The sequence below is a fragment of the Candidatus Neomarinimicrobiota bacterium genome (genome assembly GCA_036476315.1).
Taxonomy (GTDB): Bacteria; Fidelibacterota; Marinisomatia; order Marinisomatales; family S15-B10; genus JAZGBI01.
Genome location: JAZGBI010000073.1, coordinates 51434 through 77782, shown reverse-complemented (window position 1 = coordinate 77782; position 26349 = coordinate 51434). Strand labels below are relative to the sequence as shown.

At 50.4% G+C, this 26349-nt stretch carries 26 protein-coding genes and 1 tRNA gene; 20 read left to right on the top strand and 7 right to left on the bottom strand.

What is annotated here, in order from left to right:
• Nucleotides 1-340: 340 nt before the first annotated feature.
• Nucleotides 341-1210, top strand: a complete 870-nt coding sequence (locus V3U24_07410; protein MEE9167269.1) for an MBL fold metallo-hydrolase — start codon at nucleotides 341-343, stop codon at nucleotides 1208-1210.
• Nucleotides 1211-1366: 156 nt separating this feature from the next.
• Here V3U24_07410 and V3U24_07405 read toward each other — a convergent pair whose 3' ends face one another.
• The 3 genes from V3U24_07405 to V3U24_07395 form a co-directional block, all read right to left on the bottom strand.
• A complete protein-coding gene (locus V3U24_07405) occupies nucleotides 1367-1792 on the bottom strand; it encodes a hypothetical protein (protein ID MEE9167268.1) in 426 nt (141 codons plus the stop codon).
• 71 nt (nucleotides 1793-1863) lie between these two features.
• Nucleotides 1864-2043, bottom strand: a complete 180-nt coding sequence (locus V3U24_07400; GenBank protein ID MEE9167267.1) for a hypothetical protein — start codon at nucleotides 2041-2043, stop codon at nucleotides 1864-1866.
• Between the two features lie 310 nt (nucleotides 2044-2353).
• Complete coding sequence (locus tag V3U24_07395; GenBank protein MEE9167266.1) at nucleotides 2354-2566, bottom strand: cold-shock protein; 213 nt, start codon at nucleotides 2564-2566, stop codon at nucleotides 2354-2356.
• A 388-nt stretch (nucleotides 2567-2954) separates the two neighbouring features.
• On the opposite strand from V3U24_07395, the gene V3U24_07390 reads away from it, so the two are divergent.
• The 3 genes from V3U24_07390 to V3U24_07380 all read left to right on the top strand — a co-directional run bounded on the left by V3U24_07390 (nucleotide 2955) and on the right by V3U24_07380 (nucleotide 5753).
• A tRNA-His gene (locus V3U24_07390) sits at nucleotides 2955-3028 on the top strand.
• 71 nt (nucleotides 3029-3099) lie between these two features.
• Nucleotides 3100-4461, top strand: coding sequence for an LptF/LptG family permease (locus tag V3U24_07385; protein ID MEE9167265.1), 1362 nt, complete (start codon nucleotides 3100-3102; stop codon nucleotides 4459-4461).
• Nucleotides 4458-5753 carry a thymidine phosphorylase gene (locus V3U24_07380; GenBank protein ID MEE9167264.1) on the top strand — a complete coding sequence of 432 codons (1296 nt, stop codon included), beginning with the start codon at nucleotides 4458-4460 and terminating at the stop codon, nucleotides 5751-5753. The genes V3U24_07385 and V3U24_07380 overlap by 4 nt, the downstream gene beginning before the upstream one ends.
• Here the strand turns inward: V3U24_07380 and V3U24_07375 are convergent.
• The 4 genes from V3U24_07375 to V3U24_07360 all read right to left on the bottom strand — a co-directional run bounded on the left by V3U24_07375 (nucleotide 5750) and on the right by V3U24_07360 (nucleotide 12445).
• Nucleotides 5750-7927, bottom strand: a complete 2178-nt coding sequence (locus tag V3U24_07375) for a PBP1A family penicillin-binding protein (GenBank protein ID MEE9167263.1) — start codon at nucleotides 7925-7927, stop codon at nucleotides 5750-5752. The genes V3U24_07380 and V3U24_07375 overlap by 4 nt on opposite strands.
• Before the next feature lie 33 nt (nucleotides 7928-7960).
• Nucleotides 7961-9361 (bottom strand): class II fumarate hydratase, encoded by a 1401-nt coding sequence (gene fumC / locus V3U24_07370; protein MEE9167262.1) that lies wholly within the window; start codon nucleotides 9359-9361, stop codon nucleotides 7961-7963.
• A 223-nt stretch (nucleotides 9362-9584) separates the two neighbouring features.
• A complete protein-coding gene (locus V3U24_07365) occupies nucleotides 9585-10604 on the bottom strand; it encodes a 2-oxoacid:ferredoxin oxidoreductase subunit beta (GenBank protein MEE9167261.1) in 1020 nt (339 codons plus the stop codon).
• Between the two features lie 8 nt (nucleotides 10605-10612).
• Nucleotides 10613-12445 (bottom strand): 2-oxoacid:acceptor oxidoreductase subunit alpha, encoded by a 1833-nt coding sequence (locus V3U24_07360; GenBank protein MEE9167260.1) that lies wholly within the window; start codon nucleotides 12443-12445, stop codon nucleotides 10613-10615.
• A 197-nt stretch (nucleotides 12446-12642) separates the two neighbouring features.
• Here V3U24_07360 and V3U24_07355 point away from each other — a divergent pair, with 197 nt between their 5' ends.
• The 16 genes from V3U24_07355 (at nucleotide 12643) to V3U24_07280 (ending at nucleotide 26105) form a co-directional block, all read left to right on the top strand.
• A complete protein-coding gene (locus tag V3U24_07355; protein MEE9167259.1) occupies nucleotides 12643-13461 on the top strand; it encodes a hypothetical protein in 819 nt (272 codons plus the stop codon).
• Between the two features lie 33 nt (nucleotides 13462-13494).
• On the top strand, nucleotides 13495-14136 hold the full coding sequence (locus V3U24_07350; GenBank protein ID MEE9167258.1) for a bifunctional 4-hydroxy-2-oxoglutarate aldolase/2-dehydro-3-deoxy-phosphogluconate aldolase: 642 nt from the start codon (nucleotides 13495-13497) through the stop codon (nucleotides 14134-14136).
• Between the two features lie 142 nt (nucleotides 14137-14278).
• Nucleotides 14279-15313: a selenide, water dikinase SelD gene (gene selD, locus V3U24_07345; protein ID MEE9167257.1), complete on the top strand. Its 1035-nt coding sequence runs from the start codon at nucleotides 14279-14281 to the stop codon at nucleotides 15311-15313.
• Between the two features lie 471 nt (nucleotides 15314-15784).
• Nucleotides 15785-17245, top strand: a complete 1461-nt coding sequence (gene sufB / locus V3U24_07340; GenBank protein ID MEE9167256.1) for a Fe-S cluster assembly protein SufB — start codon at nucleotides 15785-15787, stop codon at nucleotides 17243-17245.
• Between the two features lie 62 nt (nucleotides 17246-17307).
• Nucleotides 17308-18066, top strand: a complete 759-nt coding sequence (sufC, locus tag V3U24_07335) for a Fe-S cluster assembly ATPase SufC (GenBank protein ID MEE9167255.1) — start codon at nucleotides 17308-17310, stop codon at nucleotides 18064-18066.
• A gap of 6 nt (nucleotides 18067-18072) precedes the next feature.
• Nucleotides 18073-19410 (top strand): Fe-S cluster assembly protein SufD, encoded by a 1338-nt coding sequence (sufD, locus tag V3U24_07330; GenBank protein ID MEE9167254.1) that lies wholly within the window; start codon nucleotides 18073-18075, stop codon nucleotides 19408-19410.
• Between the two features lie 4 nt (nucleotides 19411-19414).
• Nucleotides 19415-19879, top strand: coding sequence for an SUF system NifU family Fe-S cluster assembly protein (locus tag V3U24_07325; protein MEE9167253.1), 465 nt, complete (start codon nucleotides 19415-19417; stop codon nucleotides 19877-19879).
• 17 nt (nucleotides 19880-19896) lie between these two features.
• A complete protein-coding gene (gene sufT / locus V3U24_07320; GenBank protein MEE9167252.1) occupies nucleotides 19897-20466 on the top strand; it encodes a putative Fe-S cluster assembly protein SufT in 570 nt (189 codons plus the stop codon).
• Complete coding sequence (locus tag V3U24_07315) at nucleotides 20400-21689, top strand: cysteine desulfurase (protein MEE9167251.1); 1290 nt, start codon at nucleotides 20400-20402, stop codon at nucleotides 21687-21689. Before sufT ends, V3U24_07315 begins: the two co-directional genes overlap by 67 nt.
• Nucleotides 21690-21862: 173 nt before the next feature.
• Nucleotides 21863-23038, top strand: coding sequence for an IscS subfamily cysteine desulfurase (locus tag V3U24_07310; GenBank protein MEE9167250.1), 1176 nt, complete (start codon nucleotides 21863-21865; stop codon nucleotides 23036-23038).
• Between the two features lie 70 nt (nucleotides 23039-23108).
• Nucleotides 23109-23507, top strand: a complete 399-nt coding sequence (locus tag V3U24_07305; protein MEE9167249.1) for an Rrf2 family transcriptional regulator — start codon at nucleotides 23109-23111, stop codon at nucleotides 23505-23507.
• The gene (locus tag V3U24_07300) at nucleotides 23504-23887 is read left to right on the top strand and encodes an iron-sulfur cluster assembly protein (protein MEE9167248.1); all 384 of its coding nucleotides are present in this window, start codon (nucleotides 23504-23506) and stop codon (nucleotides 23885-23887) included. Before V3U24_07305 ends, V3U24_07300 begins: the two co-directional genes overlap by 4 nt.
• 18 nt (nucleotides 23888-23905) lie before the next feature.
• Nucleotides 23906-24253 (top strand): iron-sulfur cluster assembly accessory protein, encoded by a 348-nt coding sequence (locus V3U24_07295; protein ID MEE9167247.1) that lies wholly within the window; start codon nucleotides 23906-23908, stop codon nucleotides 24251-24253.
• Between the two features lie 213 nt (nucleotides 24254-24466).
• Nucleotides 24467-24721: a DUF2480 family protein gene (locus V3U24_07290; protein ID MEE9167246.1), complete on the top strand. Its 255-nt coding sequence runs from the start codon at nucleotides 24467-24469 to the stop codon at nucleotides 24719-24721.
• Between the two features lie 311 nt (nucleotides 24722-25032).
• Complete coding sequence (locus V3U24_07285; protein ID MEE9167245.1) at nucleotides 25033-25467, top strand: dCMP deaminase family protein; 435 nt, start codon at nucleotides 25033-25035, stop codon at nucleotides 25465-25467.
• 212 nt (nucleotides 25468-25679) lie between these two features.
• Nucleotides 25680-26105 carry a hypothetical protein gene (locus V3U24_07280; GenBank protein MEE9167244.1) on the top strand — a complete coding sequence of 142 codons (426 nt, stop codon included), beginning with the start codon at nucleotides 25680-25682 and terminating at the stop codon, nucleotides 26103-26105.
• The last annotated feature ends 244 nt before the right edge of the window (nucleotides 26106-26349 follow it).

Genomic DNA, 26349 nt, shown 5'->3' with positions numbered 1-26349 from the left:
GTTTTCTGGGCAATAATACACGGATTACTATCTTGGGTCTATGTAATCTACCACATTGTTTTTCATTAAAATAACTCTACCCTCCCAAATGGATTCCCCCTCTGAAAATCACCACAAAACCCAAATTCTTCGATACTATTGTCACATAATTAGCTTGCCTCGCTTAGAAGTGCTTTCGAGCGCCTTCTAGACCTATTCTGAGGCTGTTTTTTGTGAATTTAAACCTCCAGTTTTGTTGGGTTCGTCGTATTTTCCGTTTGTTGGTATCCGAAGCAAGATGCAGGAGAATAGGATATGAATAATTCTGTTCTTTTGTTGTGAATCTGGAGGAGGTTTCAGGATGAAAACAGATATCAAGTCTCTCATTGTTCTGCTCACTCCTGTTTTGCTAGCGTCTTTTTCTTTTGCCAAACAGCGAGAGGTCTCACCAGTTACCATCAACAAGTTATCTGATAACCTTCATGAAATCCTGGGCGGTCGTGGTGCTCAAGGAGGAGCATATATTGGTGACGACGGAGTTCTTGTTGTTGATGCAAAGATGGATAGAGAATCTGTGGATGAGACAATTGCTAACATTAAAGGTCTAACGGATAAACCGATAAAATATCTTGTAAACACTCATAGTGATGGAGACCATGTCCAGGGAAATCAATATTTTCCTGAAACGGTGACCATTATTGCACACGAGAATTGCAGAAAAGAGTTCTTTCATCCAGGGAGAGATGGTACTCCATCGCAATGGAACCAGCCTGAATTGGGGCCCTTTATTCCTTCAGTAACATTTCGTGACAAAATGGATATTTATCTCGGATCGAAGAAAGTAGAGCTATGGCATTTTGGTGTTGGTCATACCACAGGGGACGCTGTCATTTATTTCCCGGAAGAAAAGACGGCATTTCTCGGAGACCTTGTATTCATGACTAGACCTCAGCTGATTCATTCTTATAAAGGAGGGAATTCATTTAGGTATGTTAATAGTATGATGATAATGCTTGAAACACTGGATGCTGTGAGATTCTGCAGTGGTCATAGTGAAATGATAGATCGGGAAGCTATAAGGAATCATATTGATTTGATGAAAAAGAGACAGGAAAAGGTTAGAGCTTTGAGAAAAAGCGGAAAGAGTTTAGATGCCATAAAAACTGCATTTGAAGAAAACGAAACCGGGCTTGTTGAGACTATCTATAACGAAATAGGTGAAGACTGGTGAGCCCCGGCAATCGGCTGCAATACAGACAGCTACGTCGTTCTGCATACAGAAACATAATCATCCTGCCAACGGAAAACGGTTGATCCTTCCCCCTGTTTGGAGGTGGGATCGGCCATTCAATAGAAATCAAATTATGGTTTTCAAAGGAAGAAAAGTCTATTCCGCAACTGGCTTTCCATCTCGGTAAATGGTTTCCCCCAGAATCTCCCCGTCTTCACGCCACATGGTCGATTTTCCGTCGAGCAAGCCATCTGCATAACTTTCTTCCCGCGATTTCTGTCCGTGCTCAAACCACCAAATCCAAATACCCCCCCTCTTTCCATCATCGAAAGTCCCTTCACACAATTTCTGCCCGCTGTAGTACCACCAGGTCCAGGTACCCTCTTCCTTTCCTCTCTTGTATGAACCTTCAAGCTTCATATTTCCGTTGTCCCACGATTCGTGCACCCTTCCGCTGTAGGGTCTCAACGAAGCTTCGTAGTATTTCACACCTTCCTTATCTACCAGTAAATCCTCACTGACAATTCTGGCACACCCTGTAAGCATTGCCAGCAACGAAATGGTTACGGCGAAGTTTTTCATCTTGGTCATTCCATGGGTTTACTATTTTCGAAAGAAAACTTTGAGAACGTCGAACCTTTTGGTCAGGTCTGCTATCTGGGCTTCTGGAGTGAAAAGAGAATGCCAAAAAGCAACGCTGTGTTGGTTGCATGAAAGTAATTGATGTTGTACCCAACACCAACGGGATCGAAGCCAAATAGCTTGGCGAGAATTCCTGTCAAGACGAAAAGAGCGCCCAGGATCCAGGATAATCTCACAACGTATTCACGCATGGTGCCTCCCCTACGTCTATCAGTGAAAAAGTCCTCTGAGCCAATAACCGTAATAACTCCAGCTTCAGCCGGCACGGTCAAGAGCTCAGAGATCTGCTCCCATAGTTTAATATACAACGACCCGGGGCAATTCGCATGAAAAAGAGAGGGGCGGAGGAGCAAATGATGAGTCCACAGGCAGGTGGGACTCACTCGGTCTTATCTTACCGGTTTTAAGCAGAACAAATCATGGAAAATCAACCTAATGATAAATAGATGGGGGAAGCCAAGTATCTGTTCCCCGAGAGGTTTTGGAAGCTCGAGGGATTGATCAGAACAGTCGCTTGACTTCCCTCGCCTCAAGACCTTTGTCTGATGACGCAACTTCAAACTCGACCTGCTCACCTTCCTCAAGCGTCCGGTAGCCACTGCCGTCAATTGATGTGAAGTGAACAAAAACATCGTCGCCATCTTCACGCGATATGAAGCCAAAGCCTTTCTTCGGATTGAACCACTTAACGGTTCCTTTTTCACGATCACTCATGGTACTTTCTCCTTTTTGTTACTCTTCCACTGCCTTGGGCACGAGAAAAACCGAATACGATGAGGTTGCGTGTATACTGTGCTGGAAACGGAAACTAATTGGCGATTGGGATTATTGCGGTTCTCTAGTGAACTTTTGGCAGGTTTTCTTACTCACTCAAATGTACGCCCTAAGTACCTTAAAAACCGCAAGAAATGTGACCAGAAGCAAGATCAAGGGTCAAGGGTCAAGTGTCAAATGTCAAGGATCAAATGTCAAGGATCAAGTGTCAAGGATCAAGTGTCAAGGATCAAGTTTCAAGGATCAAGTTTCAAGTAACCATTTACCGGTCCACCAGTATCCAGTTGAAGCGATTGGAATTCCTGGGTAAATTTGATAGGAGAAAATGGTGAGGGTAGCTCAGTAGGTAAGAGCTCCAGGTTGTGGCCCTGGCGGTCGGGGGTTCGAGTCCCCTCCCTCACCCGGCATTTTTATTGCCTCTACAATCGCATGTTCTTCCGTATCTTTCCTTTGAATCGCTTCTGAATAGGCCAATGCGCGTGCTGACTCGATATATTCTCAAGGAACATCTGATGCCGTTTGTCTACGCTCTGATTGTCCTTATCTTTCTTCTTTTTACCAATTTTCTCCTGCGAGCAGTGGACAGATTCATAGGGAAGGGATTGCCCGTGAGCGTCATTTTAGAATACCTAGCTCTCAATACGGCCTGGATCGTGGCGCTAGCTACCCCCATGGCAGTCTTGGTGGCAACCCTGATGGCCTTCGGTCGCCTGTCTGCGGACAATGAAATCATGGCTCTGAGGGGATCGGGAGTCAGTCTGTCAAGAATCCTCCTCCCCGCCCTCGGTTTCGGCACGACGGTGTGTGGAATTCTCATCTATTTCAACAATGCTGTCCTTCCGGAGATGAACCATAAGGCGAGACTCCTGGGCCGTGACATTTATCGCAAACGTCCTGATTTGAACGTAGAGGCGGGATATTTCATCGATGACCTCCCTGATTACAGCTTCATAGTGAGGGGAAAACGGGGTAACCGGTATCAAGACGTACGCATTTTTGGAAAGGATAGAGTCAAAACTCAGACCTCCATCCACGCCGCTGAAGGAACCTTCACAACCATCGGAGAAGTCATCCTCATTACCTTGTATGACGGGGAAATTCATGAGCTGGATGTGAAAAACTTCGCAAATTACCGGAGGATTGCCTTCGAAAAACACAGAATCGCTGTCTCCGCCGATGACCTCGTATTGCAGCGTCGGGAAACGACTTCACGTTCCGACCGGGAAATGACACTGAACATGATGAAGGAAAAGATCAAGGGATATGAGAAAAGGACTTCCGATGCGAGAAAGCGAATGACAGCACTCATGGAAAATAAAATGCCGGGAGTCTCGCTTCCCATGAATTTCCATGAGGCCATTGAATTGATCGACAATCAGATGAAAATGTACGGAGCCGATACAACAATGAGAAAGGACACCATGTTGATCAATCAACGAACCTTGAATACCCTCAGCCGGCGTCTCAGAGCGGATTACCAGCTCCTGGAAGGTTACCAGAGGAGCATCAATCGCTACCGGGTGGAGATTCACAAGAAGTTTTCCATCCCTGTGGCATGCATCGCCTTTATTCTCGTGGGGACACCCCTGGGTGTCATGATCCGGAGAGGAGCCGCCTTATTGAGCCTGGGTTTCTTTGTCATCTACTGGATATTCCTTATCGCGGGAGAGGAACTCGCGGACAGGAATCTCCTCTCCCCGGTTCTGGCTATGTGGACGCCAAACGCTGTGCTTAGTGTCGTGGGGATATATCTTTCTTTCCGCTCCTCTCGGGAGCGGACAGTGCTCCGGCTTCCACTCCTGGATAAGCTGTTGAAGAGAAAAACCGAAGAATGAATATAGCTCACCTGGTTGAAGCCAAACGCTCGGGACATTCCCACTCATCCGACGAAATTAAGTCAATCATACATGCCTACAGCCGCGGAGACGTGCCTGATGACAAAATGTCGTCCTGGGTAAAAGCGGTCCATTCTCAAGGGATGTCAGATGAGGAGATTATCGCTCTCGTGGACGCAATGTTAACTTCAGGGGAGAGAATGGATTTTTCCAATATCTCGAAATTTGTGGCAGATAAGCACAGCACCGGAGGAGTGGGGGACAAAGTTTCTTTGGTCCTTGGACCCCTCATGGCGGCAGCGGGACTGGCCATCCCCATGATCTCCGGTCGGAGTCTGGGCCACACGGGCGGCACCCTTGACAAGCTGGAATCAATCCCCGGATACCGGACAAATCTTTCTATCAGTGAATTCCGCGCTACCGTAGAAACCGTGGGTATCGGTATGATCGGCCAGACAGATGAGATCTGTCCCGCCGACAGGAAGATGTACGCCCTCAGGGATGCCATCGGGATCACAAAATCGATCCCTTTCATCTGTGGGAGCATCATGAGCAAGAAGATCGCTGAGGGGATTCAGGGGCTGGTTATGGATGTGAAAGTTGGTGCTGGCGCCTTTATGAAGACGGTGGAAGAGGCCAGGGAACTGGCGGAGAAACTCACCATGATCGGAAAACACTTTGGCATCTCGATTGACGTTATCTTTTCGGATATGAGTCAACCTCTGGGGAATGAATCAGGGCTCTGGAACGAGATACAGGAATCGATACTCACGCTGAAGGGAGGGGGCCCTGAGGATCTGTCCCGTGTAACGTTCAAATTGGGGGGTTCGCTTTTAAGACAAGCCGACATGGCCAGCAATGACGGAGAAGCCAGGGACCTCCAGATTGACCTCATAAAGAAGGGCAAGGCCTATCGCAAGTTTCTGGAGATGGTGGAAGCTCAGGGAGGATCTCCTTCCTCTCTGGATCGCCCTGACTACTATGCCGCAGGGCGATATATGTCCCAGGTAATCGCTCCAAAGGCGGGATACATCACTTCCATGGAAACATTGAAAATTGGCCAGGCTGTCAACCATCTCACCGTCATGAGAAAGGGTAAGATCCGTCGCCTGGATCCGGCCGGGGGAGTACAGTTCAAGAAGAAGATTGGCGACCAGGTTGATGCGGGAGAGACTCTCGCACTCTGTTTTGGGGGTGATGAAAAGAGGGTGAAAGAGGCAGCCTTAGACCTTGCCCGCCTTACGGGGATCGGGGAGGAACCGGTAGCCCCACGCCGGCTGTTCTATTCCTAGTACTCGAACCTCGGATCACGTTCCCGGCGTGTGGAAGCTTCGGTGTGTACTCTACACGTTTCTACGGGGGCATACTTGCGAATGAAATACTCCTGTTCGGTGGGGCAGTATTCTGTTGGTAGATCCTTACTCACTTTGCAAATCTCGATTTTCGCAACTCCTTGGGGAACCTCGAAATCCCTGTATTTCCATTGGGTCGTATCGTAAACGGCTTTCATGAATCGGGCCCAAGCGGGCAGAGCGGCTCGACTCCCGTCCTGTCTTTCCCCGAGGCTCACCTGTGGGTCATCCACACCAAACCAGACGCCCGCGGCGAGATGGGGAGTATATCCCACAAACCACGCGTCTGTCCAACCCTGAGTGGTCCCTGTTTTTCCACCGGCTGGGTGGTTGAACTTGTACATCCATCGAATTCGACCACCTGTTCCCCGGTCCACAACAGTTTTCAACAGGTCTGTCATGATGAACGCAGTTTCCTCGCTTAATACCTCTTCCCTCTCGGGAAAGTAGTTCTTTACGGTGACTCCGAAACGGTCTACAATTCTCTTGATCGCCATGGGTTTGCTCCATACCCCTTTGTTTCCGAAGGTAGCGTAGGCGGAGGAAATCTCCAGAGGAATCACCTCCGAAGTTCCAAGAGCGATGGCGTCCACTGCCCGAATAGGTGTTGAAAGGTGCATTCTTTTCGCCGTTCGAACGACCACTTCTGGTGGGACCAGTTCCTGAACCAGGCGTACCGAAATGAGATTCAGCGACCGACGAAGGCCCTCTCTGAGGGTGGTCCTTCCACCTGTCGAAGAGTCGTAGTTTCGCGGTTTCCACTGTTCCCAGTCTCCCTGGGCGTTCTGAACATTCAATCTCACCGGTTGATTCATGAGCTGTTTGGTAACGGGATATCCGTTGTCGATGGCAGCCGTGTAGATGAACGGCTTGAACACTGAGCCCGGTTGTCTTTTCGCCTGGGTGGACCGGTTGAATTGATCGTGATAATCGGGTCTTCCACCGATCATTGCCCGGATATGACCATTTGAGGGATCGATGGCCACCAGGGCCACCTGGACCAACAGCTTGTCCCGCAAGTCCTCGTAAAGGGGGAGCTCCCCCTCGAGCATCATCCGGATCGAATCTTCGGAGTGAATGGTGAGATATGCCAGTTGCTCAAATTCCTCGCGGTCATTGTACAATCGGTCGTTTAGTACTTTCTGATTGGCCCTCACCGTTTTAAGAACCGCCTCTTCGGCCACCATTTGCATTCGACTGTCAAGCGTCGTGTAGATTTCCAGCCCGTCCCGGTAGATGTCGATATTAAGAGATTCGTCTTCCTTTTCAAGAATTCGTCGAACGTATTCGGTGAAGTAGGGAGCCAGTCCCCGGTCGCCGGTATCCTCCACTATATTCGGCATGATCGCCTTTGCTTCCGCCACGGCCGTTTCGCTGATCTTCCCCTGATCCCTCATGAGACGCAGAACCACGTTTCGCCTTCCCACTGCCCGGTCCAGGTGATTGATGGGACTGTACCGGGCCGGGGCCGGAAGCAATCCTATGAGGAGAGCAGATTCGTCGAGGGTCAAATTCCCTACATTCTCACCAAAATACCGTTTCGCTGCGGCCTGAACACCGTACGTCCCGTGCCCGAAATGGACAGAATTGAGATACATTTCGAGAATCTCGTCTTTTGTGTACGTCCTCTCGATCTGAATAGCGGTGATGACCTCCTTCAGCTTGCGAGTCAGAGTTTTCTTGAATCCGATGGTGTCGTAAAGATTCCTTGCCAGTTGCTGGGAAACGGAACTGAACCCCTGCCTGTAGCTCAGCGTAATTGAGTTAATGATAACGGCCCGTAGCACATCACGAAGGGAGATTCCCCAGTGGGAGCGAAACCGGCGATCCTCTGATGAAAGGGTGGCAAGAGTGAGACTCTCAGGAATCCTCTCGAGCTCAACGTAGACTCTACGTTGAGTGTACAGCTCCTTCAACAGTACCCCATCGTCTGAGTAAATGCGCGTCACAAGATCGGGATCATAATTCTCCAGCTGCTCAAGGGATGGGAGGTCCCGGGAGAGAATGCTTACGTAAATGAGTCCCACAACGCCCAAGACCATGAAGAAAAGGAAGACGCGCAGGAAAACTCTTCCCCAGTGGCCTGACTCGGTTTTCTTGTCTCTTTGAGGCATCAGGTTCCTAAAACGCCCTGGACAGGAAAAGGTTCATCCCACCCGCTTTGAAGGGGCGACCATCTCGTCGGGTTTTACCCGGTCATCGAACTCTTCAGCTGTCATGTAACCGAGTTTAACGATCGTCTCCTTGAGGGTGGCGTTCTCCTCGTGGGCTTTTTTTGCCACCTTCGCGGCCTTGTCGTATCCGATGTGTGGTGTTAGGGCAGTGACAAGCATAAGTGAGTTTCTAAGGTTATGATCGATGCGTTCTCTGTTCGGCTGGATGCCCGCCACGCAGTTTTCGTTAAAAGAATTGCACACATCTCCCAGGAGTCGTATGGACTGGAGCAAATTGAAAGCGATTACCGGACGGTACACATTCAATTCGAAATTTCCCGACGCACCCGCAACCGCAAGGGTGGTGTCGTTTCCCATTACCTGAGTCGCCACCATGGTAACGGCTTCTGCCTGGGTGGGATTGATCTTTCCGGGCATAATGGAAGATCCCGGTTCGTTGGAGGGAAGAACGATTTCGCCTATGCCCGCGCGGGGTCCACTTCCCAACCACCGTATATCATTGGCGATTTTGTTGAGAGAAACGGCCAGTGTTTTCAAGGCTGCCGACATTTCAACGGCGGAGTCATGAGCACCCAGCGATTCGAATTTATTAGCCGCCGTTTTGAAGGGTAATCCCGTCTTTTCAGCGATCTCTTCAGCGACCTTTTCGGCAAATCCCTCCGGAGCGTTCAGTCCGGTTCCAACGGCCGTTCCCCCCATAGCCAGCTCATAGATGTGGGACAGGGCCGCTTCAATGGAGCTGATGGCATGAGTCACCTGCGAAGCGTAGCCGGAGAATTCCTGCCCCAGTGTCAGAGGTGTGGCATCCTGGAGGTGTGTCCGCCCCAGCTTGACAATACCCTCAAATTCCTTCGCCTTACCGCTGAGGGCATCACTCAAGGCACTTGCGGCAGGAAGAAGATGCTCGTTCACCTGGACTCCGGCGGCCACGTTGATGGCCGTTGGGAAAGTGTCGTTCGTGGATTGAGACTTGTTTACATGATCATTGGGATGGACCGGGGTCTTTCTACCCAGCTCACCCCCCATCATTTCAATGGCCCGATTGGCCAACACCTCGTTGAAGTTCATGTTGGTCTGTGTGCCGCTTCCTGTCTGCCAGACCACAAGTGGAAATTGGTCGTCGTGTTTACCCTCGATGACTTCCTGGGCCGCTTTGATGATGATCTGAGCGACCTCCTCATCCAGAACACCCAATCCCCAGTTCACCTGGGCCGCCACCTGCTTTATTAAACCGTACGCCCGAATGAATTCCCTGGGAAACCGTTCTCCTCCAATCCTGAAGTTTTGAAGAGATCGCTGGGTCTGGGCTCCCCAGTATTTGTCGGCGGGGACTTTCATCTCGCCCATGCTATCCCGTTCAATTCGGAAGGACATGATGCTATCTCCTTTTCTTAGAGGCTGAGGCAGAGGTTGAGGTCAAGATTCCAGGTGCTTGATAGGTGCATTCCGCATGGCTCCTGTGGACAGTTCATCGATAATCTGTTTACTAAATTCCGTCAGACTGAACTCTTCCTCGCAAAATCATCACAACTCATCTTTGAATAGCCTCATGATATTCTTGTTATTCCTTAGCCTAGGCCTTAGCCTCAGCCTTCAACTACTCCACCTCCCATGTATCCGACCCTCGAATGAGTTGCTCCAAGTCTCCTTCGCCCAGCGTTTCCCTCGCTTTATTGATCTGATTCTCCAAAAGATCTTCATATGTGGGTTCCCGGGACTCGTAGAAAACTCCGATAGGTTGGGGAAACCGGTCATCATGGGTAAACCTGGCCAGAATGACCGCAAGATTTTTGTCGGATTCATCATGAACCACAAGATCGTCTTTGGAGAAGTCTTTCCCAAGCGTCACGACCTGAGGCGTGAATCCATCGAGGCGAATCCCCCTGTCACCCTCATTTCCGAAGACCATGGGTTCCTCATGTTCCAGGAAAAGTGCATGGTCGCCCCTTGTTTCCTTGTCCGTCAGCGACTTGAAGGACTCGTCATTGAAAATGAGGCAATTCTGATACACCTCGAGGAATGAGGTCCCCTCATGTTCATAAGAGCGTCGAATCATCTGCTGAAGGTGTTTACCAAAAACATCGACTGAGCGGGCCACGAATGAAGCGGAAGCTCCCAGAGCGAGGGCGGGGGGATTGAACGGACGGTCCAGCGAGCCAAATGGTGTCGATTTGGTGACCTTTCCGAGTTCGGACGTTGGAGAGTACTGGCCTTTCGTCAATCCGTAGATCTCATTGTTGAAAAGAACTATGTTGATATCCAGGTTTCTCCGGAGGAGATGAATGAAATGATTTCCCCCGATGGAAAGAGCGTCTCCATCCCCGGTAATCACCCACACGGAAAGATCTCGGTTTGCCAGCTTCACACCCGAAGCAATTGCGGGGGCCCGACCGTGAATTGTATGAAATCCGTAGGAATTCATGTAGTATGGAAACCGGCTGGAGCAACCGATGCCTGAGATGAAAACAAACTTCTCTTTTGGAATACCCAGATCAGGAAACACCTTTTGAGTCTGGGCCAGAATTGAATAATCCCCGCAACCGGGGCACCACCTCACGTCCTGGTCCGAGACAAAATCCTTTCTGGTAAGGGTCGCCTTCGTCTTTGTTTTGCTCATGTCCATACTCACAAAACTGAGTCTATCTTTTCCACGATGTGTGAAGCCCGGAAAGGCCTCCCCCGGACAAGATTCAATCCTACCGCGTCTATCAGGTATTCCGATCGAATCAGTTTAAGTAACTGTCCAGCGTTTACCTCGGGAACCAGGACTTTCTGGTATTTCAGCAGAATCTCGCCCAGGTCTGGCGGAAGGGGATTTATCCACCGGATATGAGCGTGAGCCACAGACTTCCCCTTCTCTTTTGATCCGTCCACTGCGGTATGAATGGCACCATATGTACTCCCCCATCCCAGAACAAGGAGATCGCCCGTCGGATCACCGAAGATTTCGGTGGGCGGAATCTCCGCTGTTATGCCAGCCACCTTTTCGGCCCGTAATTGCACCATGAGGTGATGATTCTCCGGATCGTAACTCACATTTCCCGTTAAGTTCTCCTTCTCCAGTCCGCCGATACGGTGTTCCAGCTTCGGTGTCCCGGGCACAGCCCACTTTCTTGCCAGAGTTGCTTCATCCCGTTCGTAAGGATAGAATTCACCCTCTTCACTCGTGGCAAACTCGACTTCAATCGGGGGAAGAAGGGCGAGATCGGGAGTCCGCCAGGGCTCCGATCCGTTCGCAAGGAAGGCATCGGAAAGGACAAAAATGGGCGTCATGTATTTGCAGGCTATCCGGCACGCCTCGTAGGCGACTTCAAAGCAGTCCGCGGGGCTTATGGGCGCCATGACAGGTACGGGAGATTCACTGTTTCGACCGTAGAGCACCTGAAAAAGATCTGCCTGTTCCGTTTTGGTGGGCATCCCTGTACTGGGACCGGCCCTCTGGATGTTCAGAATGACCAGCGGAAGCTCCGTCATCACGGCCAGTCCAATGGTTTCCGCCTTCAGAGCAATACCCGGTCCCGATGACGCCGTCACCGCAAGATTCCCGGCGAATGACGCACCCAGAGCGGCCCCGATGCTGGCAATCTCATCTTCAGCCTGAAACGTTTTCACACCGAAGTTCCGATATTGTGATAGCTGGTGTAGAATGTCACTCGCCGGTGTGATGGGATAACCACCAAAGAAGAGAGGAAGTCCGGAAGCTTTGCTGGCAGCCAGAAGACCGAGTCCCAGGGCGTAGTTTCCCGTGATGTTCCGGTAGGTCCCCTTCTCCAATGGAGCGCGGGCTACGCGGTACTTGGTTGCGAAAATCTCTGAAATATCGCCAAAATGATAGCCCGTCTTCAAGGAACGAATGTTGGCTTCCACCAATTCAGGTCGGGACTTGAATTTCCCTTTCAGCCAGTCTACCGTAGGTTCAATGGGGCGGCCGTACATCCAGTACATGAGCCCGAGCCCAAAGAAATTCTTGGTTCGCTCCACCGTCTTGGGATTGAGCTGCATGTCTTCCAGGGCATTGGAGACGAGACGAATGATATCGATTTCGTAGAGCTTGTACTGCGAAAGCGAGCCATCTGTGAGAGGATTGTCATCCCACCCTGCCATCTTGATGTTTTTCTCTGTGAACGCCGATGAATTGGCGATGACGGCTCCCCCTGCCGGGAGGTCTCCGAGATGGACCTTCAAAGCAGCGGGATTCATAACCACGAGCACATCGAGAACGTCACCGGGAGTGTAAATGTCCCTGCTGCTGAACTGTACCTGAAAAGCGCTCACGCCTGCCAGGCTGCCGGCCGGGGCCCGGATTTCTGCGGGAAACTCCGGAAATGTGGCGAGGTCATTCCCGATGAGCGCCGTCGTGCTGGCAAACCGATTACCCATCAATTGCATGCCGTCACCGGAATCACCGGCGAAACGGATGACAACACTTTCTACATCCTTAGTTAGTTTCTTCGGCATAGTCTTATAAGTTATATGATTTATATGATCTCTTGCGAGCGCTAGAGCCAACTGCGAACCCAACCTCCATCGCCATGCCGTTTATAAATTTAGTACCATTTCCCCCTATTCACAATTGCAAAGCTCGGTCCCTCCGACCGTCGGAACTTCCTCCCCGTTGTTGCATATTGTTTGCTCCGGCGTTAAACTCAACTGTCATGTCCCACTCCGAAGGTACAGGCCAGCTTTCCTTTTTCCCCGAACTGTCCCGGTCAATCTCTGTTCCCTCAATAAGTACTCTTCCGGAATTCGATAAGTCCCTCGATAATCTCATCAAGATGAGCGATCTGGGGGCTTTTGTTTCCATCACCGTTCACGGGGTGGAAAAATCATATTCTGTCCATAGCACAGAACTGGAGATTCCACCGGATTTTCTCCTTGAAGACCGCGTGGACGCCGTATCAGACAAATTCCATCTTTTCCCGGAAGACACCCGTATGCATCTCCGCAAAATGGTTTATGATGTGAAAAGTTTCTTCAACAGCAAGAATTCTTTTAAGACGCCCTTCGGTTTCTTTATCTATCGCCCCTATTTCCGCATCTGGCAGGCATATGTTGAGGAGCGCGAGGAGCACATTGACCGGTTCCTGTCAAAGGCACTGAAGGGCCGAACTTACGGTCACCATTTTCTGACAGCATTCAGAGAAGGGTACGCCTTCCTCCAGAGCATCAAAGATGACACTGCTCCATGGGAGTTTCAGGAAAGTGTCTATCTGTCCCATGTCCGCGAGGTGAGAAAGGAGATCATAGACAAAAACGCAACTCTCCATTCCCTGGATCATACGTTTCCGGACTACCCCCTCAGGGCAATTGCCCTGAAAACCATGCACTTCCCCCTTGACCTAAAGAGCTACGTGGCCCAATTAGGGATTCAATTTGCCTTCAGGTCGATTCATCTTGACTATCTGAAAGATGTGGAAATCCACACAATAGAGGACATAAAGCGCTTAAGCCAGAAGATGGTGGATGAATACTGATCGTCTGCCTTCCATTCAACAGATCCCTGACCGTTGGATAATTTCAAGGAAAAGACACTGGAGGAATTTCTCCATAGGCGAATCAGTGCCATCATACGTTCAGACGACAAAGAGGTGGCTGCCCAAGCTATGGAGGCGGCCATCGCTGGCGGCTTCCGTATTGTGGAATTTACCCTGACCACACCGGGGGCTTTAGAGCTTATTTCAATATTTTCTGCACGGGGCGACGGTACCGTTGTGGGGGCGGGAACCGTCATGACTCCCCAAGACGCGGAAAATTCCGTCAAGTCGGGAGCCAGATTTCTCGTTTCTCCAGTCTGTGATCCTCGGGTAATAGGCAGAGCTCAAGAATTGGATGTCGTTACAATTCCGGGTACCTTCACCGCTACGGAGATGGCAACGGCACACGGACTTGGCGCTGATCTCGTGAAACTTTTCCCCGCTCCGGCGAATCTGTCAGAGTACATCAGATTCCTGCTGGGTCCCATGCCCTATCTCAAGATTTTCCCCACGTCGGGAGTGAATATCAACAACATGATGGATGTACTGCAAGCCGGCGCGGCAGGTGTTGGGTTCGTCCGTTCCCTTTTCCTCCCGGAGGATCTCGCGTCCAGGAATTTCACGGCTATTGAGGAAAGAGCCACCGCCATTGTCCACCTCGTTGAATCATCGTGAGGGCGAGGGCGCCCGTAGGACGAGGGCGTCCGAATGGCAAGGGCACCCGTAGGACGAGGGCATCTGAATGACGAGGGCATCCGAATCGGGTTTGGCACTACCACCTGTGAACCTGTATCTTAGCCTGTGAGAGACAAAGAGAATGAAGCGACTTACGCAACTCAGTCACGGTTCCGGTTGAGCCTGTAAACTGGGTCCAGAAGACCTGGCTCAGGTCCTGAGTCAGCTGCCAGCGACCGACGATGAACGAGTCGTCGTGGGCTTCGAGGGTCACGACGATGCGGGAGTGGTACGACTTGACGGGAATGATGCCCTGATTCAGACGGTCGATTTTTTCACCCCTATCGTCGACGATCCCTACGATTTTGGTCAAATCGCCGCCGCCAATTCTCTCTCGGATATCTACGCCATGGGTGGGAAGCCCTTTTTCGCTCTTAATATCGCTGCTTTTCCTGTGGACGAATTCCCCACAGAGCTGATGGCAAAGATTTTGAGGGGTGGGCAGGATAAGGCCAGGGAGGCGGGCATCTCTATTATAGGGGGACACACCATCGATGACCCCGAACCGAAATACGGTCTCGTGGTCACCGGAACTGTCCATATAGACCGGTTGGTAAGAAATTCCACCGCAAGGCCTGGTGACATCCTGATTCTGACGAAACCCCTCGGCAGCGGAATCATCTCCACCGCTATCAAGAGAGGTGTGGCTGAAGATCAACTCATCCGCGAAGTGACTGACATCATGACGACCCTCAATGTGAGAGCGGCAGAGCTCATGCGTGAATACGGGGTCAATGCCGCCACGGATGTCACGGGCTATGGACTCCTGGGCCACCTGATGGAAATGTGCAATGCAAGTGGTGTCTCAGCTCTGGTGGAATTTGACAAACTGGATTTCCTGGATGGTGTGGAGGAACTGGCGAAAAACGGGATCGTACCCGGAGGAACCAAGCGCAACCTGGCGTATGTTTCCCAAGCCACCGGCTTTGGAACTTCCTTGCCCCGGCACCGGCGATTGATGACGGTGGATGCCCAGACCTCAGGCGGCTTGCTCATTTCAATGCCGTCAGACCGTGCTGAACCTTTCGTGGAGAACTTCAACGATCAATCCCCCATCCACGCGTCCATGATAGGGGAAGTCCGAAAGAGAAAGGATCCAGTTGTATCGGTTGTTTAAAATCAGACAGCGGACAAGCCCATGTTTCAACTCCAGTGTTTCAACTCCGGCCTTGACACCAAGGGAGAGGCAGTCGTAAGTTAAATACGAGGAAAATAGTCCTATTTCGAAAACATGAACCATTTTCTGCATCCATAATGTGACCATAAATCCCGGGACAAGAAATGGCTGAACTCACTGTCGCAAGAACACCACACAAATGTCCTCAATGTCACACCGTTTGGGAGGACTGGAAGAGTACGACGATAAGGAGACAATCCATCAACCACGGCGGTTGGGTGTGGAGAAAATTGAATGACTTCCCATCAATTGGGTGCAACATACAAGTTTGTCCCGATTGTGGCCACAATCCCAGGAAGGCGATCAAGGTCGCAAGCGGAGTTTGTTAGAGAATCCCGTTCCCACTGATCGTCTTTGCGTTGAAATTCTCCAAAACGAGCCTTTAAGTTTGAGGAGCATACGGGAAAATCCATGAACAGTGAACTCCAGACGATTGAGCAGCGTATTTCTCAGGAATACAAGTACGGTTTCGTAACGGAGATCGAGCAGGAGAAAATCCCACCGGGATTGAACGAAGAAGTCATCCGCCTCATTTCCGCCATAAAGGACGAGCCGGAGTTCGTGCTTAGATGGCGGCTCAAGTCGTACCGCCACTGGTCAAAACTGGCTGCGGCGGAAGCAGAGCCGAAATGGGCGAATATCCACTACCCTCCCATTGACTACCAGGCCATCAGTTATTATGCGGCCCCGAAGAAGAAAGGGGAAGGTCCCAAAAGCCTGGGAGAAGTGGACCCCGAACTGTTAGAAACCTACGAAAGGCTGGGCATCCCCCTCGATGAGCAGAAGAGGTTGGCCGGGGTGGCGGTGGACGCTATTTTTGACAGTGTCTCAGTTGCCACCACATTCAAAGAGGAGCTGGAAAAGCACGGCGTCATATTCTGTTCCTTTTCTGAGGCTGTCAAGAACCATCCGGATCTCGTTCAGGAGTATCTGGGAACGGTCGTTCCCTATTCGGACAATTTCTTCGCTGCCCTCAATTCTGCCGTGTTCAGTGACGGCAGCTTTGTGTACGTGCCCAAAGGAGTCCGCTGCCCCATGGAATTGTCCACTTACTTCCGCATGAATGCTGCCCAGACGGGTCAGTTCGAGCGGACACTGATTATCGCAGACGAAGGGAGCTATGTGAGCTATCTCGAAGGATGCACAGCTCCCATGAGAGACGAAAATCAGCTCCACGCCGCGGTGGTGGAACTCGTTGCCCTGGACGATGCGGAAATCAAGTATTCCACGATTCAGAACTGGTACCCCGGTGATAAGGAGGGGAAAGGGGGCATCTATAATTTCGTCACCAAACGGGGTAAATGCCTGGGGAGAAACTCCAAGATATCGTGGACTCAAGTGGAAACGGGCTCGGCCATCACGTGGAAATACCCCAGTTGCATTCTCAAAGGAGATGATTCCGTGGGGGAATTCTACTCCGTTGCCCTGACAAACAATCACCAGCAGGCGGACACGGGAACGAAAATGACCCATATCGGGGAAAACACCCGGAGTACGATTATTTCAAAAGGAATCTCTGCGGGGTACGGTCAGAACACTTATCGGGGTATGGTGAAGATTATGAAAGGAGCCCACAACGCCCGGAACTATTCTCAGTGCGATTCCATGCTGATCGGAGACAAATGTGGCGCCCACACTTTTCCCTATATCGAGGTGCGCAATCCCCAGGCCCAAATGGAACACGAAGCGAGCACCTCCACCATTGGAGAGGACCAGCTTTTCTACTTCAACCAGCGGGGAATTTCCACGGACGATGCCGTTTCCATGATTGTCAATGGCTTCTGTAAAGAGGTCTTCCGGGAACTACCCATGGAATTCGCGGTCGAGGCCCAAAAACTTCTGGAAATCAGCATGGAAGGAAGTGTAGGTTAGCGTCTTTCTACCACTGTTTCCATTAACCACTCTGATTTATATAAGAAGGGGTTCGCTGATTTATGCTGACAATCAAAAATCTTCACGTAAGTACCGATGGGAACGAAATCCTGAAAGGGATCGATCTCTCGGTGAACCGTGGCGAACTCCATGCCATCATGGGTCGTAATGGATCGGGCAAGAGTACCCTGGCACAGGTCATTGCAGGTCGCGACACGTATGACGTGACCCAAGGGACCGTCACCCTTAATGGGAAAAACGTTTTAGACATGACTCCGGAAGACCGGGCTCTGGAAGGAGTCTTCATGGCATTTCAATACCCCGTGGTGGTTCCCGGCGTGAACATCGCCTATTTTCTCCGGGCAGCCCTGAATGCTTTGAACAGGCACAGGGGACTGGAAGAGATCGACGCCATGGATTTTCTGTCGATGGTCAAAGAAAAGCTTAAGACGGTGGAAATGGATGAAAGTTACTTAAGCCGGTCAGTAAACGACGGATTCTCCGGAGGTGAAAAGAAACGTCATGAAATTCTCCAGATGCTGACCCTGGAACCCCGGCTAGCCATTCTTGATGAGACCGATTCGGGACTTGACATCGACGCCGTCAAAATCGTGGCCGATGGTGTCAATCAATACCGCCGTGAGGATCGAGCTATCATCGTTATCACCCATTACCAGCGAATACTTCAATATATGGAACCGGACCATGTCCATGTCCTCATGAACGGCCGTATCGTGAAGTCCGGTGGAAAAAACCTGGCACTTCAACTTGAAAAAAAAGGCTACTCCTGGCTCGAAGAAGAACTGGTTGCGGCTGGATAGTATGCTGTGAAATCGAACACCACCCGATCCTACGCATCCGAATTCAAGAAGCTCGAACAAAGCCTTTTCTCGGAGCAGCCTGAGTTCATTCGTGACCTCCGCCGGCAGTCCATGAGTCGATTCTCTGAGCTCGGTTTCCCGACGACGAGGATGGAAGATTGGAGAAACACATCGGTGAAGTCAATTGCCAAGGCTCACTACCGACGATCCGTGGAGCAACCGGAAGACGTCACGCCAGAGGATCTCGCTCCCTACCTCGCAGACGGTGCCATCCGGGTGGTTATCCTGAATGGACGGTTTTCCTCCACACTTTCCTCTCTGGAGGGCATCCCGGAAACGGTGGAGATAAAGAGCCTGGGTGAAGCATTTCACGGCTCCACGCAAAAACTGGAACCCTACCTGGGGCGTATTGCCGATTACAGCCATCACGCCTTTGTGGCCCTGAACACGGCCTTTATGGAGGACGGAGTCTTTCTGTACGTTCCTGAGAATCAGGTCGTGGATCGTCCCATCCATCTCATGTATCTGTTCATTCCCCTGCGAGACAAGGCGCTATTTCACCCAAGAAATCTCATTTATGCAGGACCTAACAGCCAGGCCACCGTCATGGAACACTATATCGGTCTGGACAAAGAATCCCGGCGTCTCCAGAAGAGCTATTTCACGAATCATGTGACGGAACTGGTGATGGAGGACAACTCATCCTTCCAGCACATCAAACTTCAGGAAGAATCGGGCGAGTCAGACCATATCTCCACGATCAAGATTCTTCAGCGAACACGCAGTACTTTGTCCACCGTTTCCGTCTCCATGGGGGGAGCATTAACCCGAAACGATGTGACCGTCGTGCTGGAGGGAGAAGGATGCAACTCAACGATGAGCGGCCTTGTCCTGGCACGAGAGGATCAGCATGTGGACAACCACACATTTGTTCATCACATGAAACCCCACTGCACGAGTCATCAACTGTACAAGGGTATTTACGGCGGCCGGTCACACGGTGTCTTTAATGGACGAATCCTTGTCCATCAGGATGCACAGAAAACGAATGCCGACCAGGCCAACAGGAATCTGTTGCTTTCCCGCGATGCTCTGGTCCACTCAAACCCTCAACTGGAAATCAATGCAGATGACGTGAGATGTACGCACGGTTCCACAACCGGACAAGTTGATGAGGAATCTGTTTTCTATCTCCGGTCCCGGGGACTGAATCCCAAGATGGCACACTTTCTTCTGATCCAGGGATTCGCGACAGAAATCATCGACAGTATTGGGAATGAATCCGTAAGAAATAACATTTCTCAACTATTGTCCCACTGGCTAACAAATACCGTTGGAAGGTAATTAATTGATCTCCCGGGATTCGTCGGAAGATAACCTTAGAGACCTTTACCAGGAACTCATCCTTGATCACAACCGCAGTCCTCGTAATTTCAGAGTGATCGAGGGCGCCAATCGACGCTCCGAAGGATACAATCCACTTTGCGGGGACAAAATAACGGTCTACGTTCTTCTTGAAGACGATATCATCAAAGAGATTGGTTTTCAAGGATCGGGATGTGCCATTTCCAAAGCATCGGCCTCCATCATGACCACTTCCGTGAAGGGAAAAACGAAGGCCGAGGCAAAAGTCCTGTTCGGGGAATTTCACAAGATGGCAACGACGGGTGAGAGAAAATCCGGGCAAGCGAAGAAGCTGGCTGCTTTGGCCGGCGTTCACAAGTACCCGGTCCGGGTCAAATGCGCGACTCTCGCCTGGCACACCCTGAGGAATTCCCTGCAGGGAATCAGCGAAACGGTGACAACTGAATAAAGAGCGATGGATTAAATATGTTCTCAAAGGCATCCGAAATATCGAGCGGATTGATAGTTCTGAAAAGAGACTGCGAGGCCACATTGATTCCCTATGGCAATAAGGTGACATTGAAAGCCGGGGAGGAGGTTCGGATCACACAAGCTCTCGGCGGGAACTATACCGTAGTGATCCGGGGAAACCTCGTTCGTATTGTTGGCAAGGACGCCGATGCCCTGGGAATGGAATCCGCTGCCACGGAGCGAGTGGAGAAAACAAAACAGACCGGAGGACCTGTTGATGAGCAGGCGGTCTGGGAGGTCATGAAAACCTGCTATGATCCTGAAATCCCAGTCAATATTGTCGACCTGGGTCTCATCTATTCGTGTGAGTTCTCTCCCAGTGAGGAGGGAAGTACAGAGGTCCAGGTAAGAATGACATTGACTGCACCCGGATGTGGCATGGGCGGGCCCCTGTCTGAAGAGTTGAGACAGAAGATTCTCGATCTTCCGGGTGTCTCAGAAGTGGAGGTAGAGCTCGTATGGGATCCACCGTGGAATCGGGACATGATGTCCGACGCGGCGAAGCTCCAACTGGGAATGTTGTGAGCCTACTCGACGTCCGGGATATTCGAAGTCATTTCCCCATACTCAGTCAGCGGATTCGGAATAAGCCGCTGGTCTATCTCGACAACGCGGCAACCTCACAAAAGCCACGCCAGGTCATTGAGAAGGTTACCGAATTCTACTCCGAGTACAACGCCAATGTCCATAGAACCATCTATCATATCGGTGAAAAGGCCACATACGAGTATGAAGAGGCCCGGAAAAAAGTTGCTCGATTTATCCACGCCACTCACCGGTCAATCGTGTTCACGCGGGGAACCACTGAAGCAATTAATCTCGTCGCGTATGCCTGGGGACGTCACCATCTCGGTCCCGGGGATGAAATACTCATTACCGAAATGGAGCATCACAGCAACATAATACCGTGGCAACTTGTGGCGAAAGATACGGGGGCTTCCCTGCGGTATATTCCCTTGAAAAAAGATGGGATGTTGGACCTGACGGCTCCTGAGAAGTACGTTACAAAGAAGACAAAGATTATGGCGTTCATTTACCAGTCCAATGCGCTGGGAACCATAAATCCGGTCAAACAACTCATCCAGTACGGGAAGGATGTGGGAGCCCTGGTGCTTCTCGATGGCGCCCAGAGTGTTCCCCATTTCCCCACCGATGTAGAGGAGCTGGGATGTGATTTTCTCGCCTTTTCGGGTCATAAGATGATGGGGCCGAGCGGCATTGGCGTTCTCTACGCCAGTCCCGATTTGTTGGAATCCATGGATCCATTCATGGGCGGCGGTGAAATGATCACCACCGTATCGATGGAGAGGGCCACCTGGAAGGAGATCCCCTGGAAGTTTGAGGCAGGTACCCCGAATATTGCCCAGGCCATAGGCCTCGGCGCCGCAATCGATGTTCTCAATGAAATTGGAATGGATACAATTCAGAAGCAGGATCAACTGCTGACGCGCTACGCTCTGGAGGTGCTGAAATCTATCCCGGAGGTCACCATTTACGGCGATTCTCTCCACCGGGGACCGGTGATAAGCTTCAACGTGAATGGAATTCACCCCCACGATCTCGCCCAGATTCTTGATCGTGACGCCATAGCTGTCCGGGCCGGCCATCACTGCGCACAGCCCACCATGAACAGACTGGGGGTAACGGCCACAACGAGAGCCAGCTTTTATCTCTACAATAATACCGAGGAAATCGATCTTCTCGGGGACGCCATCCTCAGGGCCATTGACTTTCTGAGTCCGAATTGATCACAATTAAACCAGAGAGATCACAGAGAAGTATAACTAACATAGGTTGAGTTAAAAGTAAGATGACGTGTCTAGAATCCTCTCATAAGTAAATTGAGATGAACTATTATAAAGTATTTAATATCAAAAGGATATGCTCTGTGCTCTCTGTGGTTGATGAGTGAAATCGGGCGATGAACACTGAAAAGAGGGTCTATCTTGACTACCATTCCACTACCCCGGTTGATCCGAGGGTACGGGAGGCCATGATACCCTATTTCACAGACAAATTTGGAAATGCTGCAAGCCGGAATCACTCTTTCGGCTGGGAAGCGGAAGAAGCTGTGGACAGGTCCCGCAGGACCATAGCGGATGAACTGAATGCAAAAAGTAAGGAGATCGTTTTCACGAGTGGTGCCACGGAATCGATTAACCTTGCCATAAAAGGTCTTTGCGAAACATACGAACGAAAGGGCAAGCACATCGTGACCCAGATGACGGAACATAAGGCGGTACTCGATACTTGCGAGGTAATGAAAAGGCGTGGCTGGGAGGTCGATTGTCTTCCTGTTGAGAAAGAAGGACGGGTGGATCCCAACCGCGTGAACGATGCCATCCGCGATGAGACGGTGCTGGTTTCCATCATGCATGCCAACAATGAGATTGGCACCCTAAATCCTATTTCTGAGATCGGAAAGATTTGTAGGGACCACAATGTCTTTTTTTTCGTCGATGCTGCACAATCCTTCGGAAAATTACCCATTGATATAGAGGAACTGGGAATCGACCTTCTCGCCGCTTCAGGCCACAAGATTTACGGACCCAAAGGGATCGGTTTTCTCTACGTGAGGGGAAGACATCCCAGGGTCAACCTGTCCAGCCAGATCGACGGCGGTGGTCACGAGCGTGGCATGCGGTCCGGAACGCTGGCAGTACCCTTGATCGTCGGAATGTCAATGGCAGCGAAAGTCAGCAAATCCGAGCGGGATGAGGAGAACAGAAGATCGAAAACGCTCAGAGACCGGCTGATGGAGGGTATTCTTGAATCTCTGCCCGGTACCGTTGTCAATGGGAGTATGGAATACCGCCTCCCTCACAATTTGAACGTGGCCTTTCCAGAGGTTGAGGCCGAATCGTTGCTCATGGGGATGGGCGATATCGCGTGCTCTACCGGTTCCGCCTGTACCAGTGCAACGCTTGAGCCATCTCACGTCATCAAAGCACTGGGGGTGAGTGAGGAAATGGCCCATTCGTCTGTCCGTTTTTCGGTGGGCAGATTCACCACCGAAGAAGACATTGACTACGCCATCACGAAGATAACGGCGACGGTGGAAAAACTGAGACAGGTGGTTCCCCACTGGCAGAATTGAAAAGAATCCCCTTTGTCACAAAAGGCTCTGTGATGTAATTTGAAACAGGACAAAAGGAGTCGTATTTAAAATGCTTAAACTAACGAGAAAAGCCGAATATGCCCTCATGGCTATGAGACACATGCGATCCTCTGATCCCGGGAATGTGAGCAGTGCCAAGGAGATTTCCGAGCGTTACCATCTCCCCCATCCCCTTCTCGCGAAGATCATGCAGGAACTGGCCAAGAAGAGGATTTTGAAGCCTTTTCAAGGCGCCCGGGGGGGCTATATGCTGGAGACCGATGTGGAGAACATGAGCCTGAGAGAGTTCTTCGAAAGACTGGAAGGACCCCTGGGGATTATGGATTGCCATTTCGACTCGAATTGTTCAGTCCTTGAGAACTGCAATATTCGCTCCCCTATCGAGCGTATTAACGTCAGCATGAGAAACATGCTGGATAATATGACCGTTTACGACATAACCCGGTGAAAGTGCGAGAAGAACAGGTCATCGATGTCCTGAAACAATGTTACGATCCTGAGATCCCCATCGATCTTTGGAATCTGGGTCTCATCTACGACGTGAAAATTGATGAGAGTGCCGGAGGAGAAAGTTCAAATGTAGATATTCTGATGTCCCTGACGACCCCCGGCTGCGGAATGGGTGGCTACATGGCGGAAGATATTATGAACAAGGTGGAATCGATTCCGGGAGTGTCCCAAGCAGATGTGAAAATAACGTTTGAACCGCGCTGGACCCCTGAAATGATGAGCGATGAAGCGAGAGCAAGACTGGGATTCGGCAATGATCTGTCGAGACAGTCCCAGTCTCCCGGTCAAGTCCGAGATGAAGAAGATGACTGGGCATAGAATGAGGAGAGTATCCTTATGGAAGAGATGAAGAGCGGGATTCTTGAAGGAGTCACATTAACCGAACAAGCTGCGCAGCGGCTGCTGGCGATCAAGATGGACAAGGATGGTGACTATCTTCGGGCTTCAGTGACGGGAGGGGGATGCTCGGGTTTGAATTACAACCTGGACTGGGATACAGAAGTCGGAGAGTTTGACAAGGTCTTCAGCATGCACGGCCTGGATGTTGTGGTTAACCTCAAATCACTGCTCTATTTGAAGGGAATGGAGATTGACTTTTCCACCGATTTGCTTTCGGGTGGATTCACTTTCAATAATCCCAACGCCCGAAGAACGTGTGGTTGCGGCACCTCTTTCTCTGTGTAAACAGTCCCGAAGGATCGGGATCTCCCAGCCTGCCCCACGTTGTAGGTGGCTGGCAGGCGCAACGCTTCGATTGGCAGTGGCAGTCACCAGTAGGCAGTCAGCCAGGAACCAAGTAGGCAGTAGGCAGATGGCAGTGGGCAGTCAGATTACGCATCACGCATTACGAATTAATTCTCCATCTCTCCACCGCTTCAATTCTCCATCTCGCTGAAAATGGACACGATTTTCTTCGAGCAGTTTCTGGACGGAGGCATCCTCAAGGAAGAATCGTTCCGCGCATCCGTGGATGCCATAGACTGGTCACAGTACAGGGATAAGAAGGTCATGATCAAAGGATGTTCGGATGTACCGGTTCCTACCTGGGCATATCTCGTCATTACTGCCAGGCTGGCCCAGTATGCGGGCCGTATTGTCTATGGAGAACCGTGCTCGGCCGTGAGGATCTTCACGAGAGACGGGAAGCGGTAAACCCCGCAGCCCGGTTTAAATCCCCACCCTCAGAATAAGGCGACACTTGCCGCGGTTTGCTGTCGGCTGATTGGCTGTCTCCCATAAAGGATAACCCTCGACAGGAGTTCAAAACAGGGCAGATTAATGAAAAGTTGGAGGGGGAGAAAGTTCAGACAATATAGTAAGGTTGTAACTTAACGTTTGTGACATAAATCACATTCCCCTCATTTCGATTTTCCCCTCGCGAGTGCGCGAAAAACGGATACCGTCGATAGAAAACCTTCCAATTATTCATTTCAACCTTCTGTTTTTCAGGTTAAACTTATTTCATGACATCCCCAGATGATCGTGTCAGCTGGAACCGTTATTTCATGAATATTGCACAGGAAGTGGCGTCACGCTCTACCTGCGATCGAAAGCACGTGGGAGCAGTCATCGTGCGAGATAAGACCATCTTATCAACGGGCTATAACGGCAGTATTCGCGGACTTCCCCACTGTGAAGAGGCAGGACACGAGATGGATGACGGCCATTGCGTTCGAACCATCCACGCCGAAGCAAATGCCATTGTCCAGGCAGCGAGAAACGGAATCAACATCAACAAGAGCGAAATCTACGTATCGGCCAGCCCCTGCTATGATTGCTTCAAGATGATAGCCAATTCGGGAATCGAAAAGATTTACTACGGCGAATTTTACCGGGACGAGCGTATCAAAACACGCGCAACCGAGCTGGGAATGGAGTTAACCCATTTCCCCGAATAGCTCGCCACTCTTCCCTTATACACCCGCCGCCAATCACCCCATTGCTGGGTAGTGGGCTAATTTGGATTTCCTACATGAATTGGCCATAGTTAGTTATGTTTCTCAAATTGTGGCAAATGGTGGCTTGACATTTAGAACAATCAATGCTATTATTAAAGTAAGCATGATGCTTTTAATCTTTCTTTTTTAGAAGCATAGTGTTATATTCTGACATGAAAGCGAACGAACAAGGCGTGAAAGCTACTAACGGAAATGTATTAAGAACCTTACGTGAGAGACGAAATCAAATCCTACATCAAGTTCAAGATTTTCAATCTCTCCTTGATTCTCTGAATAACGTTATCGACGATCTTGAGGTGACTGGTGACCAATCCAAATTGACGGAACTAACAGAATCAGTTGAAGAAGCACAAGATGCACCCAAATTGACTGAATTTATTCGACAACTTTTTGATTCCCAGCCTGATAAAAAATGGAAAAAATCAGTAATCATGGCAGAAGTTCTATCTGGCATAGTTGATACATCTGCAAAGAGCTTAGGTGCAAATGTTAATTCAGTTCTTAAAAGGATGGAGACACAAAACGAAATCGAATGGGAAGGCATTCCGCGGAAACGATGGTATCGAAAGAAAACATAAGGCTTCGCTAAGCTAAAAGCAAAGGGCGACTTTCTCTCGCAAATGAAATCAGTCGCCCCTTAGTGATCTTTGACTGGGGCCGCTGTTGGACAGGCGTTTCAGTTAGCATGAAACGTTGTGGATTCAATTTCCACCGGCTCCACAGCCAAAAGTCTTTTTAAGTTAATATGCTAATGGAGGTTTGTCAAGTGAGAATTTACGGAGCTAATCAGCGCAAGATGTAGAGACCCACCATAAACAACTC

Bases quoted from the DNA above. Each gene is read 5' to 3' on its own strand.
- V3U24_07285 (MEE9167245.1), top strand. From the start codon at position 25,033: ATGACATCCCCAGATGATCGTGTCAGCTGGAACCGTTATTTCATGAAT.
- fumC (MEE9167262.1), bottom strand. From the start codon at position 9,361: ATGTCCTTCCGAATTGAACGGGATAGCATGGGCGAGATGAAAGTCCCC.
- V3U24_07305 (MEE9167249.1), top strand. From the start codon at position 23,109: ATGCTTAAACTAACGAGAAAAGCCGAATATGCCCTCATGGCTATGAGA.
- V3U24_07365 (MEE9167261.1), bottom strand. From the start codon at position 10,604: ATGAGCAAAACAAAGACGAAGGCGACCCTTACCAGAAAGGATTTTGTC.
- V3U24_07290 (MEE9167246.1), top strand. From the start codon at position 24,467: ATGGACACGATTTTCTTCGAGCAGTTTCTGGACGGAGGCATCCTCAAG.
- V3U24_07315 (MEE9167251.1), top strand. From the start codon at position 20,400: ATGGGATCCACCGTGGAATCGGGACATGATGTCCGACGCGGCGAAGCT.
- sufT (MEE9167252.1), top strand. From the start codon at position 19,897: ATGTTCTCAAAGGCATCCGAAATATCGAGCGGATTGATAGTTCTGAAA.
- V3U24_07400 (MEE9167267.1), bottom strand. From the start codon at position 2,043: ATGCGTGAATACGTTGTGAGATTATCCTGGATCCTGGGCGCTCTTTTC.
- V3U24_07280 (MEE9167244.1), top strand. From the start codon at position 25,680: ATGAAAGCGAACGAACAAGGCGTGAAAGCTACTAACGGAAATGTATTA.
- sufB (MEE9167256.1), top strand. From the start codon at position 15,785: ATGAACAGTGAACTCCAGACGATTGAGCAGCGTATTTCTCAGGAATAC.
- V3U24_07375 (MEE9167263.1), bottom strand. From the start codon at position 7,927: ATGCCTCAAAGAGACAAGAAAACCGAGTCAGGCCACTGGGGAAGAGTT.
- V3U24_07385 (MEE9167265.1), top strand. From the start codon at position 3,100: ATGCGCGTGCTGACTCGATATATTCTCAAGGAACATCTGATGCCGTTT.
- V3U24_07310 (MEE9167250.1), top strand. From the start codon at position 21,863: ATGAACACTGAAAAGAGGGTCTATCTTGACTACCATTCCACTACCCCG.
- V3U24_07360 (MEE9167260.1), bottom strand. From the start codon at position 12,445: ATGCCGAAGAAACTAACTAAGGATGTAGAAAGTGTTGTCATCCGTTTC.
- V3U24_07355 (MEE9167259.1), top strand. From the start codon at position 12,643: ATGTCCCACTCCGAAGGTACAGGCCAGCTTTCCTTTTTCCCCGAACTG.
- sufC (MEE9167255.1), top strand. From the start codon at position 17,308: ATGCTGACAATCAAAAATCTTCACGTAAGTACCGATGGGAACGAAATC.
- V3U24_07410 (MEE9167269.1), top strand. From the start codon at position 341: ATGAAAACAGATATCAAGTCTCTCATTGTTCTGCTCACTCCTGTTTTG.
- V3U24_07405 (MEE9167268.1), bottom strand. From the start codon at position 1,792: ATGAAAAACTTCGCCGTAACCATTTCGTTGCTGGCAATGCTTACAGGG.
- V3U24_07380 (MEE9167264.1), top strand. From the start codon at position 4,458: ATGAATATAGCTCACCTGGTTGAAGCCAAACGCTCGGGACATTCCCAC.
- V3U24_07295 (MEE9167247.1), top strand. From the start codon at position 23,906: ATGGAAGAGATGAAGAGCGGGATTCTTGAAGGAGTCACATTAACCGAA.
- V3U24_07395 (MEE9167266.1), bottom strand. From the start codon at position 2,566: ATGAGTGATCGTGAAAAAGGAACCGTTAAGTGGTTCAATCCGAAGAAA.